Annotated in this window: 30 protein-coding genes; 21 read left to right on the forward strand and 9 right to left on the reverse strand. The window is 53.9% G+C overall.

Translation table 11 applies throughout. From position 1 onward, the window contains the following. Positions 1–26: 26 nt before the first annotated feature. The 5 genes from OEV49_13295 to OEV49_13315 all read left to right on the forward strand — a co-directional run bounded on the left by OEV49_13295 (position 27) and on the right by OEV49_13315 (position 5,669). The gene (locus OEV49_13295; GenBank protein MDH3892048.1) at positions 27–1,079 is read left to right on the forward strand and encodes a YafY family transcriptional regulator; all 1,053 of its coding nucleotides are present in this window, start codon (positions 27–29) and stop codon (positions 1,077–1,079) included. A 453-nt stretch (positions 1,080–1,532) separates the two neighbouring features. Then, complete coding sequence (locus OEV49_13300) at positions 1,533–2,360, forward strand: QueT transporter family protein (protein ID MDH3892049.1); 828 nt, start codon at positions 1,533–1,535, stop codon at positions 2,358–2,360. Between the two features lie 82 nt (positions 2,361–2,442). After that, positions 2,443–2,721 carry an ethanolamine utilization microcompartment protein EutM gene (gene eutM / locus OEV49_13305; GenBank protein ID MDH3892050.1) on the forward strand — a complete coding sequence of 93 codons (279 nt, stop codon included), beginning with the start codon at positions 2,443–2,445 and terminating at the stop codon, positions 2,719–2,721. A gap of 52 nt (positions 2,722–2,773) precedes the next feature. After that, the gene (locus OEV49_13310) at positions 2,774–4,240 is read left to right on the forward strand and encodes an aldehyde dehydrogenase EutE (protein ID MDH3892051.1); all 1,467 of its coding nucleotides are present in this window, start codon (positions 2,774–2,776) and stop codon (positions 4,238–4,240) included. A gap of 13 nt (positions 4,241–4,253) precedes the next feature. Further along, on the forward strand, positions 4,254–5,669 hold the full coding sequence (locus tag OEV49_13315; protein ID MDH3892052.1) for a hypothetical protein: 1,416 nt from the start codon (positions 4,254–4,256) through the stop codon (positions 5,667–5,669). Positions 5,670–5,776: 107 nt separating this feature from the next. Here OEV49_13315 and OEV49_13320 read toward each other — a convergent pair whose 3' ends face one another. Beyond that, entirely contained in the window at positions 5,777–6,463 is a 687-nt protein-coding gene (locus OEV49_13320) for a hypothetical protein (GenBank protein MDH3892053.1), read from the reverse strand. 550 nt (positions 6,464–7,013) lie between these two features. Here OEV49_13320 and OEV49_13325 point away from each other — a divergent pair. After that, entirely contained in the window at positions 7,014–7,304 is a 291-nt protein-coding gene (locus OEV49_13325; GenBank protein MDH3892054.1) for an RNA-binding protein, read from the forward strand. 226 nt (positions 7,305–7,530) lie between these two features. Here OEV49_13325 and OEV49_13330 read toward each other — a convergent pair whose 3' ends face one another. Beyond that, positions 7,531–7,749, reverse strand: coding sequence for a DUF5668 domain-containing protein (locus OEV49_13330; GenBank protein ID MDH3892055.1), 219 nt, complete (start codon positions 7,747–7,749; stop codon positions 7,531–7,533). A 543-nt stretch (positions 7,750–8,292) separates the two neighbouring features. Here OEV49_13330 and OEV49_13335 point away from each other — a divergent pair. Further along, complete coding sequence (locus OEV49_13335) at positions 8,293–9,027, forward strand: hypothetical protein (protein MDH3892056.1); 735 nt, start codon at positions 8,293–8,295, stop codon at positions 9,025–9,027. A gap of 221 nt (positions 9,028–9,248) precedes the next feature. Here OEV49_13335 and OEV49_13340 read toward each other — a convergent pair whose 3' ends face one another. Continuing rightward, entirely contained in the window at positions 9,249–9,830 is a 582-nt protein-coding gene (locus tag OEV49_13340; protein ID MDH3892057.1) for a YiiX/YebB-like N1pC/P60 family cysteine hydrolase, read from the reverse strand. Between the two features lie 470 nt (positions 9,831–10,300). Here OEV49_13340 and OEV49_13345 point away from each other — a divergent pair, with 470 nt between their 5' ends. Continuing rightward, positions 10,301–10,951 carry a porin family protein gene (locus tag OEV49_13345; protein MDH3892058.1) on the forward strand — a complete coding sequence of 217 codons (651 nt, stop codon included), beginning with the start codon at positions 10,301–10,303 and terminating at the stop codon, positions 10,949–10,951. A 2-nt stretch (positions 10,952–10,953) separates the two neighbouring features. Here OEV49_13345 and OEV49_13350 read toward each other — a convergent pair whose 3' ends face one another. Next, on the reverse strand, positions 10,954–11,736 hold the full coding sequence (locus OEV49_13350; GenBank protein MDH3892059.1) for a response regulator: 783 nt from the start codon (positions 11,734–11,736) through the stop codon (positions 10,954–10,956). A 409-nt stretch (positions 11,737–12,145) separates the two neighbouring features. On the opposite strand from OEV49_13350, the gene OEV49_13355 reads away from it, so the two are divergent. Next, entirely contained in the window at positions 12,146–12,358 is a 213-nt protein-coding gene (locus OEV49_13355; protein ID MDH3892060.1) for a hypothetical protein, read from the forward strand. 44 nt (positions 12,359–12,402) lie between these two features. Here the strand turns inward: OEV49_13355 and OEV49_13360 are convergent, their stop codons facing one another. Further along, the gene (locus tag OEV49_13360; protein ID MDH3892061.1) at positions 12,403–12,726 is read right to left on the reverse strand and encodes an MGMT family protein; all 324 of its coding nucleotides are present in this window, start codon (positions 12,724–12,726) and stop codon (positions 12,403–12,405) included. A gap of 344 nt (positions 12,727–13,070) precedes the next feature. Between OEV49_13360 and OEV49_13365 the strand changes: the two genes are divergently transcribed. Next, the gene (locus OEV49_13365; GenBank protein ID MDH3892062.1) at positions 13,071–13,193 is read left to right on the forward strand and encodes a hypothetical protein; all 123 of its coding nucleotides are present in this window, start codon (positions 13,071–13,073) and stop codon (positions 13,191–13,193) included. 128 nt (positions 13,194–13,321) lie between these two features. On the opposite strand, the gene OEV49_13370 is transcribed toward OEV49_13365, so the two are convergent. The 4 genes from OEV49_13370 to OEV49_13385 all read right to left on the reverse strand — a co-directional run bounded on the left by OEV49_13370 (position 13,322) and on the right by OEV49_13385 (position 16,927). Continuing rightward, positions 13,322–13,912, reverse strand: a complete 591-nt coding sequence (locus OEV49_13370) for an OmpA family protein (GenBank protein MDH3892063.1) — start codon at positions 13,910–13,912, stop codon at positions 13,322–13,324. A 113-nt stretch (positions 13,913–14,025) separates the two neighbouring features. Further along, positions 14,026–14,853: a carbohydrate ABC transporter permease gene (locus OEV49_13375; protein MDH3892064.1), complete on the reverse strand. Its 828-nt coding sequence runs from the start codon at positions 14,851–14,853 to the stop codon at positions 14,026–14,028. After that, a complete protein-coding gene (locus tag OEV49_13380; GenBank protein MDH3892065.1) occupies positions 14,847–15,716 on the reverse strand; it encodes a sugar ABC transporter permease in 870 nt (289 codons plus the stop codon). The genes OEV49_13375 and OEV49_13380 overlap by 7 nt, the downstream gene beginning before the upstream one ends. Next, positions 15,713–16,927 carry an extracellular solute-binding protein gene (locus OEV49_13385; GenBank protein MDH3892066.1) on the reverse strand — a complete coding sequence of 405 codons (1,215 nt, stop codon included), beginning with the start codon at positions 16,925–16,927 and terminating at the stop codon, positions 15,713–15,715. Before OEV49_13385 ends, OEV49_13380 begins: the two co-directional genes overlap by 4 nt. Positions 16,928–17,036: 109 nt before the next feature. Here OEV49_13385 and OEV49_13390 point away from each other — a divergent pair, with 109 nt between their 5' ends. The 11 genes from OEV49_13390 (at position 17,037) to OEV49_13440 (ending at position 26,839) form a co-directional block, all read left to right on the forward strand. Further along, positions 17,037–17,861, forward strand: a complete 825-nt coding sequence (locus OEV49_13390) for a hypothetical protein (GenBank protein ID MDH3892067.1) — start codon at positions 17,037–17,039, stop codon at positions 17,859–17,861. Then, the gene (locus OEV49_13395) at positions 17,861–18,484 is read left to right on the forward strand and encodes a hypothetical protein (GenBank protein ID MDH3892068.1); all 624 of its coding nucleotides are present in this window, start codon (positions 17,861–17,863) and stop codon (positions 18,482–18,484) included. Before OEV49_13390 ends, OEV49_13395 begins: the two co-directional genes overlap by 1 nt. Next, entirely contained in the window at positions 18,484–19,284 is an 801-nt protein-coding gene (locus OEV49_13400; protein MDH3892069.1) for a hypothetical protein, read from the forward strand. Before OEV49_13395 ends, OEV49_13400 begins: the two co-directional genes overlap by 1 nt. Beyond that, on the forward strand, positions 19,284–19,898 hold the full coding sequence (locus OEV49_13405; protein ID MDH3892070.1) for a hypothetical protein: 615 nt from the start codon (positions 19,284–19,286) through the stop codon (positions 19,896–19,898). Before OEV49_13400 ends, OEV49_13405 begins: the two co-directional genes overlap by 1 nt. 171 nt (positions 19,899–20,069) lie before the next feature. Beyond that, positions 20,070–20,873, forward strand: a complete 804-nt coding sequence (locus OEV49_13410; GenBank protein ID MDH3892071.1) for a DUF72 domain-containing protein — start codon at positions 20,070–20,072, stop codon at positions 20,871–20,873. Positions 20,874–20,937: 64 nt separating this feature from the next. Next, entirely contained in the window at positions 20,938–21,870 is a 933-nt protein-coding gene (locus tag OEV49_13415; protein MDH3892072.1) for an ATP-binding cassette domain-containing protein, read from the forward strand. Next, positions 21,863–23,176 carry an ABC transporter permease gene (locus OEV49_13420; GenBank protein MDH3892073.1) on the forward strand — a complete coding sequence of 438 codons (1,314 nt, stop codon included), beginning with the start codon at positions 21,863–21,865 and terminating at the stop codon, positions 23,174–23,176. Before OEV49_13415 ends, OEV49_13420 begins: the two co-directional genes overlap by 8 nt. Beyond that, the gene (locus OEV49_13425) at positions 23,161–24,099 is read left to right on the forward strand and encodes a serine hydrolase (GenBank protein MDH3892074.1); all 939 of its coding nucleotides are present in this window, start codon (positions 23,161–23,163) and stop codon (positions 24,097–24,099) included. Before OEV49_13420 ends, OEV49_13425 begins: the two co-directional genes overlap by 16 nt. A gap of 41 nt (positions 24,100–24,140) precedes the next feature. Continuing rightward, positions 24,141–25,439, forward strand: a complete 1,299-nt coding sequence (locus OEV49_13430) for a nucleotide sugar dehydrogenase (protein ID MDH3892075.1) — start codon at positions 24,141–24,143, stop codon at positions 25,437–25,439. Then, positions 25,426–25,872, forward strand: a complete 447-nt coding sequence (locus tag OEV49_13435) for a hypothetical protein (protein ID MDH3892076.1) — start codon at positions 25,426–25,428, stop codon at positions 25,870–25,872. Before OEV49_13430 ends, OEV49_13435 begins: the two co-directional genes overlap by 14 nt. Then, a complete protein-coding gene (locus OEV49_13440; protein MDH3892077.1) occupies positions 25,865–26,839 on the forward strand; it encodes an NAD-dependent epimerase/dehydratase family protein in 975 nt (324 codons plus the stop codon). The genes OEV49_13435 and OEV49_13440 overlap by 8 nt, the downstream gene beginning before the upstream one ends. Positions 26,840–26,991 lie beyond the last annotated feature (152 nt).

Raw genomic sequence — 26,991 nt, forward strand, 5'->3', positions numbered from 1 at the left:
AAGAGAACCCCCGGGATGGTATGAATATGGCTGCGTCAGACCCATTTGAGTATGGGACCAATCCCATATTGATTGTTTTCGAGGCCGTCTGGTGGTATATTGACGGGATAGCGGAGGACGGCCCGATGGGGATGACCAAGTATGATCGCCTGTTACATATTCTCAATCTACTGCGAGCACGTAGAAATATGACCGCTGGACGGCTTGCCGTGGAATGTGGAGTCACTGAACGATCGATCTACCGCGACATCCTGGCTTTGTCCGAGGCCAACATCCCGATCTACTACGACAACGGCTATAAACTGGCCTCCGATAGTTTTCTGCCCCCTCTGAATTTCGATTACGACGAGTACCAGTTTCTGAAAACGGCCACCGAATCCACACCGCTGAGAACAACCGACAAGTATGGAGCAATGGCCAAACGTGTCCAGGCCAAGATCGAGGCCTGTCTCTCCGACGCTGTGCGGAAACACAGCCGGTTCACTCCGGTGGCAATGCATGTCGACATACCCATGACTCTCGAACAGGAGCGTAGTGAACTTTTCTATGGCGATATTGAAGAAGCCGCCACCAACAGTCGCTGTCTGAGAATCAGCTACGACTCTATTGAGTCCGGCCAAACCGAACGGGTGGTGGAGCCATACTTCATAATTTTCAGAGGACGCGCTTTCTACTTTGTCGCCTACTGTCGGCTGCGCAGCCAGGTTCGTACTTTCAGGCTGGACAGAGTATCTGAGGTGCAACCGACCGAGGAATTGTTCAGGCGGCGAGAGGATATTTGCGCCGAAACCTATTTTGACGGTAGCTGGCGTGTATTCAGTGGTGAGCCGGTCAAGGTTGTCATTCGCTTCAGTGGCGCTGCCGCCCGTGTGGTTTCGATGGGTAACCACCACAGCGATGAACTAATCGAGTCGGCCGATGACGGAACGATCGTGTACACTGTGACCTGTCGTGGTCTTCAGGAAATCCAGCGATGGATTCTCGGCTTTGGAAGGGAAGCGGAAGTAATAGCGCCGGACGAGTTGCGCAACGAACTCGCCGCCATCGGCGCCTACCTCAGAGATACCTACGACGCTTGAGCATGACTGTGGATTCGCCGCCCATAGGTCTCGTCATTGCGAGGAGCGTAGCGACGCGGCAATCTCATTCTTGTAGTGCGGGTCCCTCTTCGCCTGCGCGCCGCGGCGTGAACCCGCCAACTCCATGTGGCCCGACTTCAGGTGAATCTTTTCTTGTAGGTCGAAACCCCTGGTCCAGAGGACCGTCGAAGACGGGTTTCGACAACTTTGACTACCAAAACAGAGCCAGCCAATCCTGCGAAGCGCGGGATGTCGAAACCGCAGGGGTTTCGACCTACGGTTTCTCCGCCACCTTCTTCAACACTCCCTTCGGTCCCGGTTTCGAAATTCATTCCAGCATGAGACGCGCGAAGCGCGAAAAAGTGATTTATCACCCCGAGCGGAGTCGAGGGGTATACCAACTCGCCAATAAAAAACGTTGACCTCAACCGCCGACGCAGACACATTCCGTCAATGAAACGGTTTACCGTCAAAGAACTCGCCTCAGCCGGACTGATTGCCTCGTTGTATACCGTACTCAGTCTTGCCTTCATGCCGATTTCATTCGGCGTCTATCAGATCAGGGTTGCCGAAGCCCTCACTGTGCTGCCCTTTCTCACTCGGGCCGCCGTGCCCGGTCTGTATATCGGATGTCTTTTGGCCAATATCATTGGCGGCATGGGCTGGCTGGATATTGTATTTGGTCCCTTAATCACTCTTGCTGCAGCCCTGATTACGCGCGGGCTTTACCATCTGTCACGGCGACCGGTCACGTTGTTGCCTGCGGTTGTACCGGTGGTTCTAATGTGGGGCGGGTCGATTTACCTGCTCAATGGAGGAGCTGTTACGATCAACACGGTCAGCGGGGTAGGGCTGTCGCTGCTCTCACTCGTCTTGATTCTGTTCACTGAAAAGAAACGCGCCGCCGGTGCTGCCACCGAATTGGTCGACTGGCTGCTGCGCGCGCTATCGATGGCTTTGGCCCTGGTCGCGGTTTTTCTGCTCAGGCAGACCGACGATACTTTTGTTTTTCTGTGTGGCGCGATCACATGGCTGGCCACGCCGGTTGTAACGGCGTTACTGGCCCGCCTGTGGTTCTCCGGCGACAACCCGAACCTTCTGATTGCACCATTACCGCCGGTGCTGCTGAACGCCTTCGGTGTTTCGGCCTATCTCGCACCGCTGATCGGCGTGAGCTATTGGTTCTCGGTGCAGATGGTCGGTGTCGGTCAGTTGATCGCCTGCTACCTGATCGGCCTGCCGATACTCATCCTTTTGCAGCGACGAAAGAGTGTTTTTTAATTTGACAACATGGGGAGACACTTTTACAATAATCTATTGCAAAATGGAAGTTTAGCTCAATCGGTATAAGACAGGAGTGTTCATGGAAGCGATTGGAATGATAGAGACCAGAGGTTTAGTCGCGTTGATCGAAGCATCGGATGCGATGGTCAAAGCGGCCAAAGTGACCCTGGTGAGATATGAAAAAGTCGGTGGCGGCCTCTGTACCGCTATTGTGCGAGGCGACGTTGCGGCATGTAAAGCGGCCACCGATGCCGGCGCTGCAGCCGCACAAAAGGTCGGCGAACTCATCAGCGTCCATGTCATCCCGCGGCCTCATGATAACGTGCACGAGGTTTTCGACACTAAACTGCCAAGCTGATAAAAACAACTAACTTCGGGAGCTTGCTTAAAGCTCCCGTTCACTACAATCTATGGCTGATTCCGACCAAAACCCGGCTGTTGATGATATTGTCCGGTTGGTCCTAAAAGAACTCGACGACGCCAAAAGCGGCTCACCAGAACAATCCGACACCGGGGCGACTACGGCTGTCTGCGAACCGGACGACAGTTGTTGTCTTTTCAGCAGCCTTGACGATGCCGTCGAATCAGCCCGCATGGCCCAGCGCAAGTTCCTCGACCTCTCGATGGAACGACGCGGCCACATTGTCGAGACCATTCGCGGGCGGGCTCTCGAAAGCGCCGAGCGGCTGGGGCAGTTGGCGGTCGATGAGACCGGTCTGGGCAAAATGCCGGACAAAAAAAACAAGATAATCCTGTGTGCCCGAAAAACCCCCGGCCCCGAAGACCTCAAACCGGAAGCCTTCTCAGGCGACAACGGCCTCACGCTGGTCGAACCGGCGCCGTGGGGGGTGGTCGGATCAATCACACCGTCCACCAACCCGCCGTCGACTGTGCTCAACAACGCTATCTCGATAATCTCAGCCGGTAATGCTGCCGTTTTCAACCCGCACCCTTCGGCCAAGAATGTCTCCGGGCAGATGGCGCGACTGGTTCACGATGCAATTGTCGAAGCGGGCGGTCCGGAGAACCTGGTCACCTGTATCTCGCAACCGACTATTGAGTCCGCCCAGGCGCTCTGGAGCCACAAACATATCGATTTGGTACTGGTCACCGGCGGTGGTGCGGTGGTGAAAGCTGCTATGGTCTCAGGCAAGCGGGCCATCTGTGCCGGTCCGGGCAACCCGCCGGTCGTGGTCGATGAAACGGCTATCCTGCCGCACGCTGGGCAGTGTATTGTCACCGGCGCGTCGTTTGACAACAACGTGCTGTGTACCGATGAAAAAGAAATCTTCGTCGTCGACAAAGTAGCGCATCGTTTGAAACGCGAGATGATCGCCAATGGTGCATTCGAGTTGGACGGAATCGCCATAGATAAACTAACCAATTTATTGGTCGAACGCGACCCTGACGGACAGGGTTACCGTCATGTCGGGATCAACCGCAACTTTGTCGGCAAGCCGCCCGATGAAATCCTGAAACAGATCGATGTCGTCCCGCCGCCCGGCACCAAGCTTGTCTTTTTTGAAGCACCGTGGGACCACCCGTTGGTCATGGCTGAACAACTGATGCCGGTCATTCCGATGGTGCGCTGCAAGACTGTCGAAGAGGCGATGGAGAAGGCGGTCATTGTCGAGCACCAGTACAAGCACACTTTTGTCATGCACTCTACATCGATTGTCAACCTCTCCAACATGGCGCAATTGTGCCGCGCCAATATCTTTGTCAAGAACGGCTTCAACATGGCCGGTCTTGGATACGGGGGAGAGGGTTTCGCATCAATGTCGATCGCCGGCACCACCGGCGAAGGCATCACTAAAGCCTCCACCTTCACCCGCCCCCGCCGCTGCACTTTAGTCGATTATTTTAGGATTGTGTAGGGGGGGAGGGGGGATGATGAGTCGAAGAAGCAAGGGTTCAAAAGAGAACCTGAAAGTCGTTCGGTCACGCACCAGAGCCAAGCTTTCGGATCTACTATCGCTCGACTTCTTTGGTAAGAGAGCAGTTGCCTGCCTGGAGCTTCCTGCGCCAGAGTACGCCACGCTTTCTCGCGCCTCAGTGCCCAAGCTGAAGTCGGTGGCAGAGATCATGTTGAGTTCTTGGTCCAGATTGATTGAGGGCGAATTGCCACCCGTCAAGGGATGCAAGTGGATATGCCCTCACGGCCACGAGCATCGTATCGAACATATCGAAATACGGGACCGGATGCTCATGATAGCTATAGCATATTACGATGCGGCGGTACGTCAGTTCATCATCCGCAATGATGGTAAGCAGGGTAATCCGCCGGGCATGCACATTCGTCACATTGAAGCAGTAAGTCAAAAACTGGACGTATCAACCGAATCAGAATTCGATTTGACTACCATGAAGACGGCTAGGATGCTGTACTTCAATGGACTATTCTATGCCTACTTCGCGGGGCTTCTTAGAAGATCTGACGGACCCAAGGGTACGACCGACGTATTCGAACGTAACTTACACTCGATGCTGCAAAAACTGCATTCGCTGCCATTTGCTCCTAAATCGGCAGTCTTGCAGCTCGCGGTCCGGCGCATGCTTCAGGGTCTCTTAGACCTGAGTGCCGAGATTTATGGGGAAGTAGCACCTCGCTCACCACACCATATGCCCGGGGTATTTTCTGCAATTCGACTGGACGAACTCACATCGTTGGCAAAGAGAGACAAGGCTGCTATGCAGCGGTATGGATCTAAGCAGGTTGAAAAGGTCTTTGAGTGGCAGCTGGCGTTAATCGTCCAGTCCTTCGGATTGACTGTGGTATCCACACGATCTGGACAGAAGACGGTCGATTTGTTGTGCATTTCAGGTTCACCGGACCAATGCACTTTCTTGCTGGAGGCCAAAACTTCAAAGTCAGCGTACACCCTTCCTACATCCGACGCACGGGCACTCCGTGAGTATGTTGAAACTGTGCAGAGTACATTGGTGAATCTTCCTAGGCTACGTTTCGTCCTTGTAGTAGGCGGAGAACCTGCGAAGACTCTAAGAAACAAGATCATCAATCTCGAAGCGAAAGTAGGAGTCCCTGTTAGATTCATCGCCGCCTCTGAGTTGGCCCGTCTGCGAGAGGGTCTTCCGGGTCCGCTTCCAATGGGACCTTTCGTCGATAGACTGATCACCTACGGGCAAATTCTTGACGGGGCTTTTGTAGACTCGATCGTGCGAGCTTATGTGAAAGAGCATTCCGCAACCAGTAACTTCGTCGAGACATTACTTTCCATTCGTGGCGTGACTAGTCACAGGCTACCGTGGATGGACGGAGACCCGGCATGTGAACTAGGTGAGTAGCCCGGCCGGTGGCCCACAGCTTGCTGTGGGATTCTAGGCATCTTCGAAGCATTAACAGCTTTGAGGTCACAGATTGTGACCTCAAGTTCTAGTGAGTTGCAAACGTGTCACTTAGTAGCGGCTACTCGTGCGCGCATGATGAACACAGATACAGCTATCAGCAGCAGAGCCAGCAAGATTAGTCCGTACAGGCTGGTGGATGGCACCGCCGCTACCGCCTGCAATGTAACGTGATCCGTATAAATGTAGTCACCTGAGGTGCCACCGCCGTTGGCTGCGTTGCCGGCCACGTAGAAATCCACTTGATGTGCCGGTTCCAGGGGCGCCGTCCATTGAAAGGACCACGATACCGGTCCGTCTGCGGTTCCATTGAACGTTCCGGTTGAAGTTTGCTTGACGTAGTCGCGATTGTTGCCGTTACCATCGGACAGTTGCGTATTCGTCGGATCCGTTATGGTGAAAACACCGGCGCCCTCCGATCCGGCGTCAGTTCCGGCCAGCGCTGTCAACTCAAAGCCCCAGCGACTTTGGCCCGGATCGCCCAGCGTGACGGTAATAGTGTAGTCCTGTCCAGGCACCAATCCGGGAGGGGTTATAGTGACACCGAAACTACCATCGCCGCTGTTGACTGTCCCGCCATGGCAGTCAGTGCACAGTCCTTCGCCCGGCGCGCCGGTACGAACATCTGGTGGTCCGCCGGATGAGTCACCACCGGCAAAGCCTGTAGCTGCTACACAGAGTGTGCAGACGGTCACTAGCAACAGTGCTGTAAATGTCCTTGCTTGGGAAGTCATTTGATCTCTCTCCTGTCCTTGATTCGTAACTGATTGTACGGAATCAATATAGTTTTTGTGGAGCAGGTTGTCAACCGTGCACCGCGATGTCTCTGTACTAAAGTAATCTTAGCTCGTGACGCACTGTTAAGGGCTGCTTCAAAGCCCCGTAGGGCGGGTCCACGCCGAAGGCGGGAACCCGCCATTACCCCTCTATACAGTCTCGTAGGTCGAAACCGGCGGTTTCGACACTCCGGCTCCGTTTTGCCCCTGAAACAAGGGGAAAACCACGGGCTGTCCGTCCTCCGTCATAGATTCCGCCCAATATGATAGAAATAGACCGGAACTATTAATAATAATCGTAGGTTTCACCAATAACATCCGATATACTGAGATGTAACTAATGATTTGAGTTCGACTCTTTTCCGAAGTTTTGTCATAATCCACAACTCTCCGCTAAAGCTTCATCTCGAATTGACCGCGCAATTGTGCGCACAATGTCTTTTATCTGGAAGTACATGATGTTATTGAGACAGAATTTACTTCGGGATAAGCAATTACGGAGTGTAGAATGAACATCTACATCGGAAACATGTCGTTTGATACGACAGAAGATCAGCTACGCGAAGCCTTCGCGGGCTACGGCGAAGTCTCAACCGTCAACATCATCAAAGACAAATATTCAGGCGAGCCGAGAGGTTTTGCTTTTGTCGAGATGAATGGCAAAGAAGAAGCAATGGCGGCCATTACCGGCCTGAACGGTCAGGACATGAATGGACGCGCGTTGAATGTCAACGAAGCGAAACCGCGCGCCGAAGGCGGCGGTAATCGTGGTGGCGGCGGTGGCCGCGGCCGGTACTAATCACGACGTCATACGCTCAGTGACAACTTTGTCACGAGCATGATTTTTGAGGGGATTGGCCTTAGGCTGGTCCCTTTTTTTATTGAGTCGCGTAGGTCAGGAGCCATGCGCTCCAGACAGCCCGCACCACGCGACTTAAGAGCCATTCATGGCCGCGTGGTTCGCAATGATGTGAATTGGGTCGATCAACAAGCACGACCAGAAGAATTGCAAGCGTCATCGCCGCTCAGCCCGGTATTTGGCCCGAGTCGTCGGTGTCCTTGCCTTTGTAGAAGGCTCCGACAATCAGGGCAACGCCGACAATGATCGGAAACATGGGCCACATCTGTCCGATGTGAGGCAACACCCCCATGTTGCTCAGAAGAAATATGAGACCGACACCAAGTACAATCACTCCACCCACGAGCATGCCCCGACGATCCGCTTCCATTTTCTTGTCAACCATATCGACGACCTCCATTATTCTGGACTACGCCTTCCTTGTTCTACTCAATTCTAGTTGGGACTTCTCTGAGAGTCAACCATTATCGGTGGCCGGCCGGGTGATTCTTGTTTGCTGTGGTATCGCTCCGGCATTGAGACTCACCCTTCGACTGCGCTCAGGGTGACGGTGTTGGGAATGCTCGAGTGACGGTGTTGGGGATGCTCAGGGTGACGGTGTTGGGAATGCTCGAGTGACGGTTTTGGGGATGCTCGGGTGACGGTGTTGGGGATGCTCGGGTGACGGTTTTGGGGATGCTCGGGTGACGGTTTTGGGAATGCTCGGGTGACGGTGTCCGAGATGTTTTAGTGACAGTGAGGCGAACGTTTCTGGTGAGGAAGGATGAGATTGCAGCGTCGCTGCTACACCAGTGTCATTGCTCCGCGCAGGACGGGCGCGGCTTCTGAGGCCAGACATTCCGCTTTGCCTTTAGGCTTGACCGGGGGGCATCGCATCGCCTTATTGTAGATACCAGAGTCAACACTGTCTGTGGAATGGGACACCAAAATGTTCAACAAGACGTCACTTCTCTCTGTCTCGATTCTCCGTGTTGTCGTCATCGTGAGCGCGGTCGCGCTGTCATGCACGACGCCCAAAGCCGTTCTGTGGTCACAGTCGCGCATGGACCCGAAACTTGATGCTTCAATGACAGCGTACATCGTGTCGACGGAGGAAGTTGCTGCGGCAGCAGCGAGCAAAAGCCAAGTGGGGCAAGTCGGAGAACCATGGGCTGTGCATGCAATGCAGGGCGAGTTCTACCGTCGGGCGGTGGGGGAATTGGCTGCTCAGTTGCGTGATCAGGGGCTAACCCTGGTAGATAGTCCGGCAGATGCGGACCTGGTATTCGAGTTCTATCTGGAAGAGACCTCCTTCGCCAGGCCCGCAACTGCGATAACGGCCGGCGACGCACGGCATGGCCTGCTGAGATTCGGCACACCAATAGTCGCAGATGTGATTCTGGATCGTATGAAACTCAAGAGGACATTGTCCATGGCGGTATGGAATCTGGACAATTGGATAAACCCGATTGAACGGCTCGACATCTGGTTCCAGAATCCGGGCTCCGGCCGCTTCATGCCGGATTCATTGCTACCCGGATGGTTCGCCGTTTTGGAGCCGCCGGGCGAGTCTCTTGATTTTGTAAGCCGAGTTGACACATACATCTCACTCCTGCTCTCGGCATACGGCAGAACCGTTACCGAAGAGCACTCCATCCGCCCAGGTCCGCCCAGAAACAAGTGAAGAGGCCGAGTGATCCACGGCTTATGGTGGTGTCGGTTCTTCCGGCGCTGCCGATCGACCACCGATTCGCGCCGGTGGCCGCCTGTATGGGAATGATACAGCCTACGCGGGCTGTTCGCAGGTAACGGTAACGACAGAGCGGTATGAATCAACTTACCGTTGGCAACGGTCGGCGTTTCAAGAGGGTGCGTCTACCGGTCATCTACTTGAAAGCAACCATTTCACTGCGTTGCCCGTTTGTGCGGAAGACCCGCCCAAATCTCCTGGGGGAACACGATGCTGCGGGTACCGGGAAGGTTTGGGACTTCCTTTTCGGTGTTAAGATCGATTCCAAATGGCTGGTACGCTTTGTACGCCAGTTGGGAGCAATAGAATTTGTCTTCCGTTTCGGAGTTGAGGAAATTGATGTTGTATTCTTTCCCAACCTGGGCCAGACAGTACCGGGCTACCTTGGTGCGAATATGGCTCTCTTCATCAGACGACAGGTCCAGGTTCTCGAGGGGGTAAACTACTCCACAGAGAGTATCGATAAGACTTCCGCGCTGGTCATCCATGGCCGATGCATCCCAGCGGTCGCCGACAATATTGAAAGTGATGACTCCCTTCGGTCCGGCCTCTACACATCGTCCTTCCGGTCCCACATATACTATCGAATGATCCACCTCGCCGGGGATCAGCTTGCCGATAAGACGCCAGAACTGTCCGGCAAGACTTCCTTCCTGCCCATCTGAAGTGCAAATAACGTCACCGGTCTGGAGCACCAGCCCGTTGATCGTATAGGAGTGAACAAGTGATTCGTTCATAACGACCCCCGATATTAGGTTGTTTTCACCACACAAATGTACGCCTGCTTTGTCAAGATAGCGAGGCTTAATTGATATTAGTATTCAGGCCACAGTTTGCTCACCGCTCGTCGGCGCACCTGCTGACAAAGCCAGGCCCTGCCTATAAATGGCTTACATCCGCTTCCCGCTGATAAATCTCTTTTCTCCGCATCGCGAGGCGATAGATCCTACTGCTACACTTAGCGCGCTTCCTCTCTACTTGGCGAACGCACAAGAACACGGCTTGACACGAAATGCGGCGAGTTCGAACATGGAGGTACTCTGCAAAAAACAGGACATCTTAGTTTTGCCGTGACCGGTCGGCCAACTCTCGCTTGCATAACGATTGAAGCGAGATATATTCAAGGGCAGGATGGAGATTGTTGTTCGCGAACTGTAAGATCGCGACGGAGAAACGCATACCTTGGTAAGACAAAGAGGAGTCCGTTGTGCGAACAAGTGTAACAACCCAGATAGCCGTGCTGGCTTTGGTAGTGCTTAGTCTTCCCGCCCAAGCCGCCGACTACTCGATCAAGAAGGGTGCTACCGGCATTTCCGGAAGTCTCGGCTTCGGCGGCAATACCGGTGATTTATTCAAAGACTACTCGGGCCAGGCAAAACTAAACTACCATGTTGCCACCGAGGTGAAGTTCTTCATTTCCGACCACGTGGCGATAGGACTATCGATGGCCCTCTCCGGGTCATCACTAGCGGGAAGGAGAATGTATGATGCAGCCCTCGGACCGATGGTCACGGCCTACCCTGGTCACAGCTCTGCCAAACTGAAACCTTTTGTCACTCTGGGTGTCTACACACTGTCGTCCAAAGCCAGGGAGATGCACTGGGTGGATGCCGGCTGGATGTATCCGGGTCCGACGGAAGTTGGGCTCAACATCGAATACTCCGGCAAAGCCGTCTACGTTGCCGCCGGTATGACAGCCATGTTAACCAAACACCTGGGCCTGTCAAACGAGTTCAGATTCAGCATGGAACGTCGTATGCCGAAGAATTATCCCCTCTACCTCCCAGAGCTGGTCGGACGCGAACGGAGCGGGCAACGTTTTGAACTGTCGGTCGGACTGAGTGCGTTTCTCTTCTGAGGTCAGGCCGGCTCGGTCCTGCTCGGAGTTGTGGATCGGGTGGTGTTACTCCGAGCGGAGTAGCGTTGCAGAACACGCCTGAGTGTGTAAACCATTTCCACGTTTTTGAATGGTTTGGCAAAGTATCCGTCGGCGCCCATGGTCAGAGCATCCCGTGGCGAAAACTTCCCGGCGAATCCCGTGATTACGAGGAACGGTATACCGGGATAGTCTTTCTTTACGGCCATCAGCAACTCTATGCCGGACATCCCGGGCAGGTAGACATCAGAAACAACAGCATGAACCTGGTTCTTTTTCAGCACCTCTAAACCTTGTTCGGCGTCGTAGGCGGTGAGGACGGTGAATCGTTCCAGCTCCAGATGTTCTCTGATAATGTCGACAATGGCCGGTTCGTCATCCACTACCAGCACGGTACGCTTTCCTTCCATGACAGCCTTTTCGACCTTGGCCTGAAGGGTCTCCTTGGCTACCGGTAGCAGGATGATATCCTGCACGCCAAGGCCAAGAAGCTCGTTGATAAAGGACGAGCCAAACGACTTCCCGGCCACGACAATCGGGATGTCCTGTAGGCGCAGGCTGGAGTTTACTCGTCTCAGGAGTTTCTTAACGTCGTCATCACCCGTTATATCCTCGGTGATCACCATATCAATTGACGAATCTGTTTCGAGTATCTTGAGACCTTTTCGGCATGAGTTGGCAGTGATGACATTTATGTCCATCGCGGTACACTGGTTTGTTAGGGTCAACCACTCGTCGTTGGGGCGGGAGATTAGTAAGAGATTCATGATGGACCTGTATTAAAAAGTTGAGGACATCCAGTTGATAAAGGAATCGGTCAAAGGGCCCGGGAGCTTTAAGGCAGAAACAACGGTCTGGTTTGGAAATCGGTATCCGGCAGTTGATAGACTTGGCATGTCACCCGGCAAACAAGTAACGGCAGGCCGCCGGGTGACCTGCCGTTCTCGTGGTTGGTGTCGGTGTCAAGCGCAAACCCGACCCCGCAGACTTTGCGCCGGAGGTAAGTTCCCACCGGAAGGTCTTTTGTGGATTGTATGGGTCCACCGAAGCCATAAAAATGGACCGAGAGGGAACCTTATAGACCGCCCGGTTGTTGCCGACAACAGAAGAAAGGAAATCGGCTGCTGCTATGTCGGCAGGGCCATGGATAGAGGCTGTACATACAGGACTGTACCAATGCAGGATGATGTCGATTACGTCGCCAAATGGCTGGCTTCCAGATACAATCTGGCCGGTCCGGAAGAGAAGACCGGCCTGACCGACCCGCTGGTGATCGCCCTTGAGGGGGCAAGCAAGTCGACGCGCGAGGCGATTTGCGAGATGTTAGGGATTACCTATATTTATCCGGGCGAAACAGAGCAGCCCGACGACAACCATACTGCCGTGTAAGCTCTGACACAGACCCTCGGCACCCGAGCCGATCGAACCAACTGTCACATCCCGGTCTTGTGTCCACTCCAGAGATACCTGTCGAAATCGATGGCCCCGTCAGCTTTGAAGGTAACTCCCTCATACTCCAGCAGCTTCTGCTGCTCCTCGTAGCCACCGCGACGAGGCAGGGAGATCCGTCCTGCGGCGTTTACAACCCGATGCCAGGGGAGACCTTCCTTCACCGACGATGAGTGCAGAGCGCGGACCACTTGCCGAGCAGCGCGTGGGGAACCGGCCAGCCCGGCGATCTGGCCATAGGTGGCCACTTTGCCTTGGGGTATCTTCTTGATCAGGGCGATAACTCGTTGGTGAAAATTGTCGGTCATGCTTTAGTTCGCTCGTTGGGCATTTCAAGACCCCAGGATAGCTGATTCGGTGCTCTTTGACAAGGGTGGAGGCGGGTTGTATTCTGGTGCACATTTGTAGGAATGGAACAAAGGGTATGCGGGTCCATTCAACTCATTCTGGTTGCTCCGGTACGCTTTTTGGCCGAGCTATCGCTGTTGCAACAGGCCGCTTGCGCCCTTGGTCCTGATACTGTTCAGAGAATGCACACGGCTTGGCCTGCTGATTGCTCTAACAGTTCTGCGGAGACGGAAAGTCGTCTCGGTCGGAATAGCGAGCCTATTTATCCGGCTGGATTCACTGGTCCTTAAACGCAGGAGTTGCCATGTCGGTCCGAAAGATTACAGACGCAGCCCAGATCAGTTTTGTGGTCGGCGCTGCGGTGTATCTTGGCTTCATGCTGACAGAACTGGCGGTCCAGGCTATCTTTCGATATATCACCCCGTAGCTGTCAGGCGCGGCCGGACTCGTTGGAACCCTCCCTGGCCACAACTGCTTCAGTCCTTGACTCACACAAAGCAAAACGGCAGTCCATTGAGAACTGCCGTTTGATATTCTACTATGTAGTCTAAGTAATTACGGATTGCCCCAGACTTTCAAAGTGACGCGGCGGTTCTTCGAGGCAGCCTCGCGTTCATCAGGCATAGAGGCCGGTTTGGATTTTCCATAGGAGATGATAAACATCCGATACAACGAAATGCCGAAGCGCTCGGCCAGGAATCGTTTGGATGAATTGGCGCGTTTCTCACCGAGCATCATATTGTATTTGCCCGAGCCGGTGCCGTCGGTGTGACCTTCGATTTCGATCAGTGATTGCGGATGTTGTTCCATCTTGACGCCGGCCTCGCTGAGTATCTGCTCACCGGTGGCTGTGATATCCCAACTATCGAAGTCGAAATTGATAACGCCGGACCAGATGATCTGGTAGTTTTCAAATCCTTTGGCCTCGTTGATGGCCAGATCGGTTTTGGTTGATAGTTCACCGGCCAGAGTTCTCAACCGCTCGACCTCGGCCGCGTTGGCATCGGTCTTGTCCTTCAGGGTGGCCACCTGAGCAGCAGTGCGACCTTCCGAGGCGCCGATTTGCTCAGCGACATATTCCTTGTTGACCCCGCAGCCTGCAGCCAATACAGCCAGCAGGCACATCAGTAAAGCGATTCTCTTCATAGCTATTTCCTTTCTTTTCAGCTTTTGTTACCAACCCATTCCAGTCCGTCGCCAAACTAATTCTCGGAGCCATATATGCAAGAAAAAAATGCAGGGCCTGCGACTGGCTCTATTTATTGTTTTAGGGCACCGGCTGTTATGCCCGAGACGATCTGACGCTGGAGCAATATGAAAACCAGCAGCACCGGCAGTACGGCAATCGTCGAACCAGCCATCAGGTGCGGCCAGTCGATTGCCTGGTGTCCCTGCAGTAGCGCCAAAGCCACGGGCAAAGTTCGCAGTTCGGCGCTGGACGTGAGTATGAACGGGAAGAGGAACGAATTCCAATTGGTAAAAAAGACCTGAATAGCCAGTACGGCCAGGGCGGGGCGACAGAGTGGCATCACTATGGTCAGAAGGATTCGCAAGTCGGAGGCTCCGTCGATGCGCGCCGCTTCTTCCATCGAGGGTGGGATGGACTCCACATACTGCTTGACCAGGAAAATCCCGATCGGGTTCACCAGGAAGGGGAGGATCAGCGCCCAGTAAGTGTCGTAGAGACGTGCTTTCATCATCAAGACGTAAAGTGGAATGATCACTATGTGGGCCGGTATCATCAGCACGACAATGACCGAGACGAACATGAGGCGATTGGACAACAGACGAAAGCGGGCCAGCGAATAGCCGGTCATGAAACAAAACAGGATATTGCCCAGCGTGACCGAGAGGCCGACCAACATCGAGTTTGCGAAGGCCCGTCCCAGTCCACCTTGAGAAAGCAGGTCGGCGAAATTGGCCAGGGTGAAACCACCCTCCAACCATCCGGATGTACCAAGACTGCTGGAGAGATCCATCACGGCAATCCGCATCATCCACAGCAGAGGATAGGACATGGCGGCCAGGATCAGACCAAGCCCCAGGTATCTCAGAACGTCTCGTGTACGCGCTCCGGTTTCTACCACAATGCCTGCCTCCGTCTCAGAAGCAGCATTTGCAGGATGGAAAAAGCGGCTATAATGACAAACAGTAAATAGGCGGCGGCCGACGCATAGCCGAAGCGAAACTGGGTTTGCAGTCCCTGCTCATAGATGAAGTAGACCGCGGTGGCCGTGTCGAACTTGCCCTTGGTCATCACGAAGATTTCCACGAATACTTGAAACGACTTGATGGTGTTGATGACTACGATGAACAGTGCTACCGGGCGCAAAAGCGGCAGCGTGATCGACCAGAAACGACGCCAACGCCCGGCCCCAGCCAACTCGGCGGCTTCATACAACTCCTCGGGTATCCCTTTGAGTCCGGCCAGGAAGATCAACATATAGTAGCCTACCGACATCCAGACATCCATACCCATTATCGAGTAGAGCGCCGTCGAACTATCAAACAGAAAGCCATGCTCCGGCGGGGTCAGGCCGGCCAATCTGGTCAACAGCGCCATGTAGCCGCCACGCTGAAACAAATTGGTAAAGATCAGCGCGATGACCACCATCGAGGTAACCGACGGCAGGAAAAACCCGGCCCGAAAAAGAGCACGCCCACGGAACCGTCGATTGACCATCAAGGCCATCACCAACGCCAACACCGTAGTTACCGGGATCGTCCCCAGAACGAACACAAAAGTGTTCTTCAAGGCCGATTGGAAGTCGTGATCGTGGAGTAGTTCACGGTAGTTGCCCCAGCCGACCCAGTCAAATTCACTGGACAGCAGTTGGTAGTTGGTAAACCCCATCACCAGTGAATACAGGAGAGGGAACAACCAGAAAAAAACGAAAGTGATCAGCCAGGGGGACGACAGTACAAAGCTACTCGACGGCCTTAGTTTCATTTCTTTTTCAGGGCTTCGATTTTCTGCCTGGCCTTCAGCAGCGCCTCAGCAGGATGGCCCGAGCCGAACAAAGCATCCTCAACCGCTTCTTCAATGGCTGATTCGATATATACCCAATCAGGATCGACCGGTGGATGCTTGACCATCGACATCTGTTTGATGAACGTCTGGAGGTGCATATTTGATTTGAAGTATGGGTCCTCCTGGGCGATATTGCTGGACGGGTTGGCCGAGCGATTAGCCTTGCAGAAACGAACCTGGTTGGCGGCCGTGGTAATGAAGTCGATCAGCTTCACGGCACCTTCGCTGTTTTCACTAGATGCATTTACGACCAGATACTCGCCTCCAAGAAAGGAGCGACCGGGGTATTTCAAACCAGGCATCAGAGTCGAGACCAGATCGATGTCACGCTGTTCGCGTTCGATACGTTTCAGCAGCCAGTCACCCGAGATAATGAAGCCCACTTTTCCATCGAGAAAGGCGTCCTCTATGCCGCGTTGGTTGGACACAAATCCACATGAATCGTGCAGTTCCTTGTATATCGATAGTGCATCCACCGCTTTGGTAGAGGTCAGAACACAGTAGCGGTTGTCATCGGTGAAAATCTGGGCGCCGTAGGACCAGAAGAAAGGCAGGAACTTTTTGTACAGACGATGCTTCTCGGCCGTGTTGGAACCCCAACCGTAAATGTCGCTGCCGAGTGAATCGACCTTCAACGCAGCCTGCTTGAGCTGGTCCATGGTGACAGGAGCAAAGCCTGAATCATATTCCGCCCGGATCAGCAGGGATCGGTTGGCGAATAGGACCCGTGTGCCAAGTATCCAGGGTTTTGCGTATAGTTTGCCGTTGTAATCAGCCATGCTGTAGCCATGATAGTCGGCAGTGTCTCCGGCGAGGTGCTCAGACAGATCTTTCAGATGTCCGGACGATGCAAACTGCGCCAACCAATCCGAGCCAAGTTCCAGAACATCGGGTCCTGCACCCGAAGCCAGGGCGACCACGATCTTTTCATGACCATTGGCCCAGGTGAGGTCAGTCAGTTTCACTTCGAAGTCGGGGTTGGCTTTCTCAAAATCATCGACTATTGCTTCGATGGTTGGCTTCACACCCGGATCGGTCCAAAACTGCCACCACTCGATGGTCGTGGTGGCCCTGGCAGTGCCGGCGATGGCACAAGCGGTCAGAACGGTAACCAGTGATATTTTCAACATCTATCCTCTCAATTGTTCATATCTTACTGCGACAAGAATAGGCAGGCGCCGGTCCGGGGTCAATGAAAAACTTGTTGACGCACAGGTCGAACCGGCAAACCTTGCCGCTGTGCAACCATGTCATATTATAGCAACCGTCGCGAGTAGTCCGGACTGGCTTGAGATCAGTCGCCTGCCTACGTTGGTGGCAGCGATTGTGGCCGTGGCCATTGTCTTGTACACCACCTACCACCGTTCCAGCCGAAGTAAGTTCAAAATGCGACGCATCGCCGGTCTGAATGCGGTGGAAGAGGCTATCGGTCGCGCAACAGAAATGGCCCGACCGCTGTTGTTTACGCCGGGATGGGGGGGAGACATCCAGCGTCCGACAACGATTGCCTCTATGAACATCCTGGCACAGGTGGCCCAGAAAACAGCCCAATACGACTGCCGACTCGTCTATCCCACCCATGATCCCGTGATAATGACGGTGGCCCAGGAGGTCGTGAAAGAAGCCTGCATTCGTGCCGGTTACCCCGACCGTTATCGTGTCGATGACATCTCGTATGTTACCTCGTCGCAGTTTGGCTATGCGGCCGCCGTTGACGGCATGATTACCCGGCTGAAACCGGCCTCTATTTTCCTGTTGGGCACTTTCGAGGCGGAGTCGTTGATTCTGGCCGAAACCGGTCACAGCGTGGGAGCTATCCAGATTGCCGGAACCGATTCGACCATTCAGTTGTCGTTTTTTATCGTAGCCTGCGACTACACTTTGATCGGTGAGGAACTGTTCGCGGCTTCGGGATACCTATCGCAGGACCCTTCGATCCTCGCCTCTGTGCGGGCTCAGGACATTATGAAAGTGGGCATCATGGTTCTGCTGGTCATCGCCGCCGTTTGGTGTAGCATACTATTTCTCACCGAGGGTACAACCCAGGGATGGTGGACTTTCTGATGGATCGGAAGCTTGCGCAGGTCGTCTGCTTTGTTTTTGGTGCCTTGATGTTCGCCCTGTTCTTTTCCGACCACCAGATAGCCCACCGAGTAAACCTGAATGTGCTGGTCGAGTATATCCAGATCATATTTGCTTTTGCGCTGATCGTCGGCGTGGTTGCCCTGGTGAAGAACAATGTGCGCCAGGTATCTACCGGGCAGGATCGTCCATACCGACTGGTGATGCTGGCCGGGTTGGTGTCGATGCCCATTCTGGCGCTGGTGTGGGGGATGAAGGCCGGCACGCCCTTCCAATGGATGTTTGAGAATGTTCAGGCGCCCATGCAGTCGACTGTATTCGCGCTTCTGGCCTTTTTCGTGGCTTCGGCATCGTACCGGGGGTTTCGTGCTCGTTCAATCCCGGCGGGGATTCTTCTGGTGGCGGCCCTGGTGATTCTATTGGGGCGCAGTTTGGTTATAGGACCGCTGGCCGACGTGCTGCCGGATGTGGCCGAGTGGATACGCAACTATCCATCGATGGCCGCCCGGCGCGCTATCCTGATCGGCATCGGACTCGGCTCGTTGACCACGTCGCTGCGCGTAATCGTCGGCATCGAACGGACCTGGCTGGGAGGAGATAAGTAATGCGCTTCGAAACTCGTCATTGGATATTCGCCGGTCTGTTTGTTCTGATCGGGCTGACTATGGCATCAGGTATTCGATTGCCCACGCCGGTGTCTGAACAGACTCAAAAAATGTACGACTACATCGAGTCGTTACCTTCGGGCGCCGTCCTCTTGGTATCGTTCGACCATGAGGCTTCTTCGCTGCCGGAGATTCAGCCGATTGCGCTGGCCTTATTGCGGCACTGTTTTGAGCGCGACATTCACGTTTTGGGAATGGCCTTGATGGCTGAAGGAACATCCATCGGTTACAATCTGACCAACAAAGCCGCCGCGGAGTATAATCGTGAATATGGAAGCGACTATGCCTTCCTTGGATTCAGGCCACAATACATAGCGGCGATTCTTTCCATGGGCGAATCTTTCAAGACCAGTTTCCCCGAGGACTACCTGGGACGGCCGACAAGCACGATTGGGCTGCTTGACCAAGTCGATGACTACACCGGTGTGGTCGGTGTGTTGTCGATTGCCGATGGCTCCTACACCACGCACTGGGTCGAATACGGAGGTCGTTACAACTTGAACGTTCTGGCCGGTGTGACTTCGGCCATGGTTACCACCTATGATCCGTACATCGCATCGGGGCAGATACAGACAATGATCTCAGGATTGCGCGGCGCCGCCGAGTATGAAAACCTGATCGGCCGAGACGGGGGAGGGGCGCGTGGAATGTTGGCACAGTCATCGGCACACCTCTATGTCATTCTGCTGATCGTGCTCGGCAACGTCTCATACTTCGTCAAGAAGCGCAGGGTGCGATAATGGATGTCGGCACCCTGATAGCCGGGCTGCTCACCTTGGCCATTCTGACATTTCTGTACCGGGACAACCCTGTGTACAAAATGGCCGAGTCGCTTTTGATCGGCGTCTCGGTAGGATACATGTTGGTCACGACGGTATCGTCGGCCTTGATGGGACTGTTGTTCAAACCGCTATTTATTGAGGGCAGCCTGGATTTGGTGGTGCCGTTTTTGTTGGGCTTGTTGATGTTCGGACGTTTTTTCGCAAAGACAGCTTTTCTGTCGCGCTTGCCGATAGCGGTCATGATTGGTTCAGGCGCCGGTGTGGCCATTCCGGCCATGCTTGAGCAGCGCACCTTGAAACAGCTTTCTGCAACGGTGATGCCGCTTGTCACAGAGTCGGGCTGGCCGGATGTCGCGGCGATTATGGTCCTGCTCGGTGTTATCACCACCTTGTGCTACTTCTATTTCAGCCACGAGCACAAAGGTCCACTTGGTATGGCGGCCAGAGTCGGCACCTATTTTCTGATGTTGTTTTTCGGGACCACTTTTGGCTATACCGTCATGTCGCGCATGTCGACTTTTATCGGCCGCATGGAGTTTCTGCTCACCGACTTTGTACGTCTCGGTGGCTAGGCTGGAGGTCCACGGCTATGAAGTGTCCACGTTGCGGAACTGCTATGAACGAATTGAAACGTACCTTTCATAAACAACGCAAGTGGACCTGTCCCAAATGCGGACGGGTACGCTTTCAGCAGATCAAGAAGACGCCGAAACCGAATCGTCGGGAAGATGAATAGGCGATGCATGAGTGACAATGGTCAATCATCTGCGTCGGTCGATGTTCGCATTGGGACGTCCGGATACAGTTTCGATGACTGGCGCGGCCGCTTCTATCCTGAAAAGACGGTCAAGGGAAAGATGCTCGACTACTACGTGCAGCATTTTCGCACGGTGGAAATCAACTCGACCTATTACCGCATCCCCCACCCGGCCGTCATGGCCAACATCACCAGAAAAGCGCCGAATGGTTTTGACTTTATGGTAAAGGTGCCACAATCTTTCACGCACCGCCGGTCCGACCTTGAGGACGACCTGGCCAAATATCGAGAAGCGCTCAGCCCTATGGTCGAATCCGGTAAGCTGGCCGGGTTGTTGGCTCAGTTTCCGTACTCGTTCAAGTTTTCGCCGGACGGGCTCGATTACCTGCAATCGCTGCGCCTGGCTCTGGCCGAGTTTTCTTTGTTCGCCGAATTCCGGCATGACTCGTGGGTCAATCGCACCATGTATGATCGATTGCGCTCCGATCAGACCGGCTACGTGTGCGTTGATGAACCAGAGCTACCGGGTCTGTTGAAACCCGATCTGTTTTGTACCACCAAAACCGCCTACGTGCGGCTACATGGTCGCAATGCGCAGCAGTGGTGGGACGGCGGCCCCCTTCGCTACGACTACAGCTACTCCGAAGACGAAATGCGCGAGTGGAAGGAAAGAATCGACAAACTGATCGCCAAAAAGAAGGCAGACCGCGTTTACGTTTTCTTCAATAATTGCCACCACGGACAAGCAGCGTCGAATGCCGTGAATTTCGAAGCCATGTTCGGCGTATGAAGTCTATGTTGAGTAGAATTTTGATTGATCTTCGACCGATTTTCCCGTATACACCATATCGATTATGCAGTTGAAACTTGAAAACATCAGCAAAAGCTACGGTGACACCATCGCCGTCGACAAGTTGACCCTGGAAGTCCCGCGCGGCGTTATTTACGGGATCATCGGTCCCAACGGTGCGGGGAAAACCACCACCATCCGCATGGTGATGAACATCACGGTACCGGATTCGGGATCAGTGCTGGTTGACGGAGAGCCGGTCGGGCACGATTTCACCAATCGGGTCGGCTATCTGCCGGAGGAGCGTGGTCTTTACAAGAAAATGACGGTGCTGGAGATCATCCGCTATCTGGCTCAGTTGAAAGGGTATGCTTCCGGTCGCGCCCAAGCCGAGGCCGGCCCCTGGCTTGCGCGTATGGATTTGTCCGACTATCGAGACCGTAAGGTTGAGGAGTTATCCAAGGGGATGCAGCAGAAACTCCAGTTCATAACCACCATACTACACAGACCGGATTTGATTATCCTTGACGAACTGTTCAGCGGTCTCGACCCGCTCAATATCGAACTGATCAAAGATATCATTCTCGAACTCAAACGTGAAGGGAAGACCATCCTGTTTTCCACTCATGTGATGGAGCAGGCCGAAAAACTGTGCGATCATGTATGTATGATATCGAAAGGCAAAAAGGTCATCGACGGCAGTATGGCCGATGTTAAGGCTCGATTCGGAACGAACTCGGTGCAAATCGATATGGACGGCGATGGACACTTCCTGAAGGGGTTATCGGGCGTAAAGCACGTGAGAGAGTTCAATAACTATCTTGAGTTGGAACTGGACGACTCGGTCAATTGCAACGATCTTTTGAAACTGATCGCCGACAGGGTAACTGTGCGTCGATTTGAGATGGTCGAGCCTTCGCTATACAGCATCTTCATCGAAACGGCAAAGACCGATCCGACAAAGCTGGAATCTCCGCAAGGAGATGCACTTGTCTAAGTTTCTGATCATATTCAGACGGGAGTACGCCCAGGTGGTCAAGAAGAAATCGTTTGCCATCGGTCTTGTCCTGACACCGGTACTCATGTCGGCTGTGATTGTATTACCCGCGCTCCTGGGGAGCATGAAATCGGACAAGACCGAAGCGCTGGCGGTGATCGACCAATCCGGGATGGGTATCGGTAAGCAGTTCGCCCGCTCGCTCGATGAGTACAAGATTGAGGACAAAGAGGACGTACCGTACTATGCGGTAAGTGAGGTAATCGAAATCAGCGCCACCGACACCGCCGGGTTTGCTCAGGTTTCTGATTCATTGTCAAATCTGGTGGCCGAAAAGGAACTTAAGTATTTCTTCGTGCTGGAACCGGACGCCCATTTGTCCGACAGCAATGTTTACGTTGTCACCAACTCACAGAACTTTACCTCGCAGAAACGGTTCGAGCGCAACCTCTCCAGACTGCTGACCACAACGCGGCTGGAAACATCCGAAGTCAATCTGCCCATTGATTCGCTACTGACCCTCACCCGTACTATTGATCTTATTTCGCGCGACACCCAGGGGGAGTCGATGCCCTTCATTACCAAGTATTTCGGCGCCTTGATATTTGTGATGATATTGTTTGCCACTATTCTTGGTTACGGTCAGTTGGTCATGAGGTCGGTAATCGAAGAAAAGAATTCTCGCATTATGGAAGTGATGGTTTCATCGGTAAGCCCGTTCCAATTGATGATGGGGAAAATCGCCGGACTCGGCGGCGCCACGTTAACCCAGGTTGCGGCCTGGTTCGCTATGGGAGCGGGACTGTTTTTTCTCAGGTCATCGTTTGAGATCGATCAGTCGATTGAGCGAATCATGTTCAACCCGGCCATAATCGTGTTCTTCGTGCTTTTCATGGTATCCGGCTACATGTTGTTTTCGACGTTGTTTGCCCTGGTGGGTTCGATAGTCAATTCGGATAAAGAGGCCCAGGGTTTTGTGGCGCCGATTACCATCCTCATGCTCCTGCCGGTGTTTCTTGGCATCTCGGTTGTCCAGGATCCCAACTCGACCCTGGCTCACGTATTGTCCTTAGTCCCCTTTACCGCTCCGAGCATGATGATGATGCGGCTGGTCTTTATCGCGCCATCTATGACTGAATACTCCCTGTTTTCGGGCATACTGGCCGAAGCATCGCTCGCCTTTCTCTCTGTGACGGCCGCTTTTGCCGTCATGGTTTGGCTGACCGGCAAAGTGTTCCGAGTCGGCATACTCATGTATGGGAAACGGCCCACACTGCCGGAGATAATCAAGTGGGTAAAATACTGATGTCTCTTGTCGATAATCTCGGTATGACCAGAGTTTACTTTTGGCTCAAGTTTGTTACCGTCGTGGCGGTCGTCTTGTTGGTGTTTACCGCCGGCGGCGGATATCTGGAACCGCTAAGTGCTTCAGGCGAAGCTGTCGTGGCCACGGGATATCGGTTCGATTTCGATCATGTCAAAAAGGGCCCGTGGTTGAACGCCAAAGCCGCTCTTTTGGTTAACTATGAAAACGGTGAGGTCCTGTTTGCGCGCAACGCTGATAAAGTCAGGTCGATTGCCTCTATCAGCAAGCTTGTTACGGCCATGGTTGTCCTGGACAGAAATATCGACATGAACAGAGTTGAGACTATTACCAAAGAAGATGCCCGGCGATCCTCACGGTCTCGACTTCGGGTCGGGAGTAAGCTGGCGTTGCATGATTTGCTCGATGCCACCTTGGCCAGTTCGGACAACCGCGCCGCTCGTGCTCTGGCCCGAGCCGTTGCCGGCAACTGCGAGGAGTTCGCCAAATTGATGAATGCAAAAGTGCTCGAAATGGGACTTGAGCACACCAGTTTCTATGAACCAACCGGACTTGATGCCCGTAATGTTTCATCAGCGCACGAAGTTGCCAGAATCCTTCACTACGCCTACGATTATGAACTGATCGCGAAGATTACTTCGGGAAAGCAACACCCGGTGCAGTTTGCCAATCTCAAATACCGGACCGGCAGGCTGCCCAATACCAATCGGCTTTTGTGGTCGCGGTATAATGTTGAGGCCGGCAAGACCGGTTTTATCCAGGCGGCCGATTACTGCGTTACTTCGATTGTGCGCAATAAACAGGGGGAGAGGCTGACCTTGGTATTACTCGGGGTACCGGGCGACCGTCTGCGTTTCAAGGAAGCAGGTCGTTTGTTGAAGTGGGGCTTTAATCAAGTCCAATAATCGGTTGCAATCCTCTAACCTTCGGTTATCTTGTGACCTCCATGAAAGCCGATGATTCCATTTTAGTCGTTGGCGCCGGGTTCGTAGGCCTGGCTACTGCCGCTTTTCTTGCCACCAAGGACCATCAAGTCACGGTCGTGGAGAAGAATCCGCTTATCATCGAGTCGTTAAACAACGGCCGACTCCATTTTCGAGAACCGGCCCTGGCTGTCAAACTCAAATCGGCTGTCACCAAGAACCGACTCACAGTGGTCCCACCTTCGAAAGAACGATATCAGAACACCTCAATGGTAATAGTGGCTATCGATTCGGCTGATCGCAAAACATGGAAAATGAAACTGGCCGCGTTTGAGCGGATGGCTGAATGGATCGGGAGCGAAAAACGGCGGCAGCCGGCGATTGTCGTGCTCAAGTCCACCAACATACTCGGCTTTTCCAGGCTGTTCCGAGCACTGCTGGACAAGGCACCGCACGGACGCTCGGTACAGTTGGTCGTCAATCCGGAGTTCCTGCGTGAGGGAACGGCCTATGAAGACACAGCCCGTCCCTGGCGGGTGGTGGTCGGGGCCGATGAACCCAAAGCTCGACAGCGGATGGTGCGGTTCTACCGACAAATGTATCCGAAATCGATGCCGATAGTGACTACCGATTGCGAATCGGCCGAGCTTATCAAACTCGGTGCCAACCTGTACCTGTCGCACCGACTGGCTTTCATCCATGAAATGGCGGAGTACGCCAACGACCGCGGGCTTGATATCGATGCAATCCAACAGGGGATCAGCCTCGATCCGCGCGTCGGCGGTGAATACTTTGAGCCGGGGCTTGGTTTTGGTGGTTCATGTCTGCCGAAAGATTGCTACTTGATTAACTCACGGGAAGCCGGCAACACTTTCAACTTTCTCACCGCCGACACGGCTCTGGAGATCAACGAACGAGTGCTGTCACACCTGGTGGCTACCTTGCAAAACCGAATAGGCAAACTGAAGGGTAAGAAGATAGCTATCCTCGGCGCTGCTTTCAAACCGGAATGCGATGATACCCGTGGATCGCAGGCGGTGAAACTGGCCCTGATGCTAAGGCGCAGAGGGGCGGCGGTGTCGATATTCGATCCCTACCTGAAACATGCCGAGAGAATCGTTGAGGGGAACCTGCCGCTTTCACCCGATGTGGACCAAACACTATCCGGAGCACACGCTCTGATCATCGGCACGGCACACAAGAAATTTGCCGGACTGCGACCGAGCAAAGCGGCGGAGCTTGTCAAAAGGCAGTGTGTGGCCGACCGCTTTCGCCTTCTTAATCGCAGCAACTGGGAGAGCAAAGGTTTTGAGTTTGTCTAAATTCTGTGCACGGCAGATACCCACAACTGCTGTAGGTCGGGAGCCACGTGCGGATGACACGGCAACGGTCGGAACACACCCCGGCCTTCGGCCACCCCTCTCAAGAGGGGATGAAGATCACTTTTCGCGCCCGGCCGATGTCCACATCTGCCGCGCTTATGCAATGGGTGGTCGCGTGTCGGGTCACACCCATGCCTCCGGCATGTCCAAGACCCGACACAACGGTACGGAAGTGAATCCTTCGGCGGCGTCATTGCGAGGAGTTCCGCGCGACGCGGAACGACGCGGCAATCTCATACTGCAAGCCACTCAACGAATTGAGATTGCCACGGCACGCAAGGCGTACCTCGCAATGACGGCTCCGTGGGATTATCAACAAGCCGCTTGCGGTGGGTTTCCAGTGATTCCTGCTTCGGGAGGTTCGGATGACTAAGCACATCCTCGTCACCGGCTCATCAGGCACGGTCGGAACGGCCTTGGTACAGGCCCTTGACGCTAAAGGTTTCGCAGTGACACCGCTGGATATCCGGCCCTCTATCTGGGATGCTAAGATCAACCGGCGCACGTTTCGGTGTGATCTGCGCAAACCGCTGAGCAAACTCAAGCTGAAACACACGCCAGACGTGATCGTCCACTTGGCCGCCAACGCGCGGGTGCACGACTCAGTGCTGGACCCGAAACTGGCCCTTGACAACTACCTGATGGTTTACAACCTGCTCGAATATGCTCGGCAGCATAGTGTCTCGCGATTCATTTATGCATCCTCACGCGAAGTCTACGGAGAGACCGGGACAAAGGTAAAGTTTTCCGAGAGCGACACGCATGTAACCAAGCTCAAGTCTCCATACTCTGCCTCCAAATTCGGCGCCGAGGCGTTGGTTCATTCCTACCACGACTGCTACGATATCAAGCCGGTTATTACCCGCTTGTCGAATGTGTACGGACGCTATGACGTCTCCGAGCGGGTGATTCCGCTGTTCATGTACTATGCGCAACGAGGGCGTGAGCTGTGTGTGTTCGGACGCGAGAAGAAACTCGACTTTACCTATATCGATGACTGCATTGACGGATTGATCCGGATTATCAAGCGGTTCGACAAAGTAGCCGGCAGAACGTTCAACCTGGCCAGCGGACGAGGGGAGAGGCTTTTGGATTTGGCCACGATGATCCGCGACCAGTTGGCATCAGACTCGAACATTTCGATCAGCAGTAAGCGGGTGGGGGAGATTTCCTCGTTTATTGGGGACATCTCAAAGGCCAGGAAGCTACTCGGCTACAACCCCAAGGTATCATTGAAGCAAGGCCTGGCTGCTACCGCCGAATGGTATGTCCAAGCCATGAAACATCGCCGTATCTACGAGACCCAGCGCCGCAACCTGGCCCGTCGCGGCTGGGCGTAGAATGGACGGGGGATCAGTAGGGCTTTTCTTCATCCTTGCGGTAGTTGCCATAATTTGGTGGTTTTACAACGAATCTGTTAGGCATCGGAAGCACCGGGAGAAGGTGCAACAGGATGTAGCACTGATTGCCGCGAATTCTTCTGGTCTCACAA

This window comes from Candidatus Zixiibacteriota bacterium, assembly GCA_029860345.1.
Taxonomy (GTDB): Bacteria; Zixibacteria; MSB-5A5; order GN15; family FEB-12; genus JAJRTA01.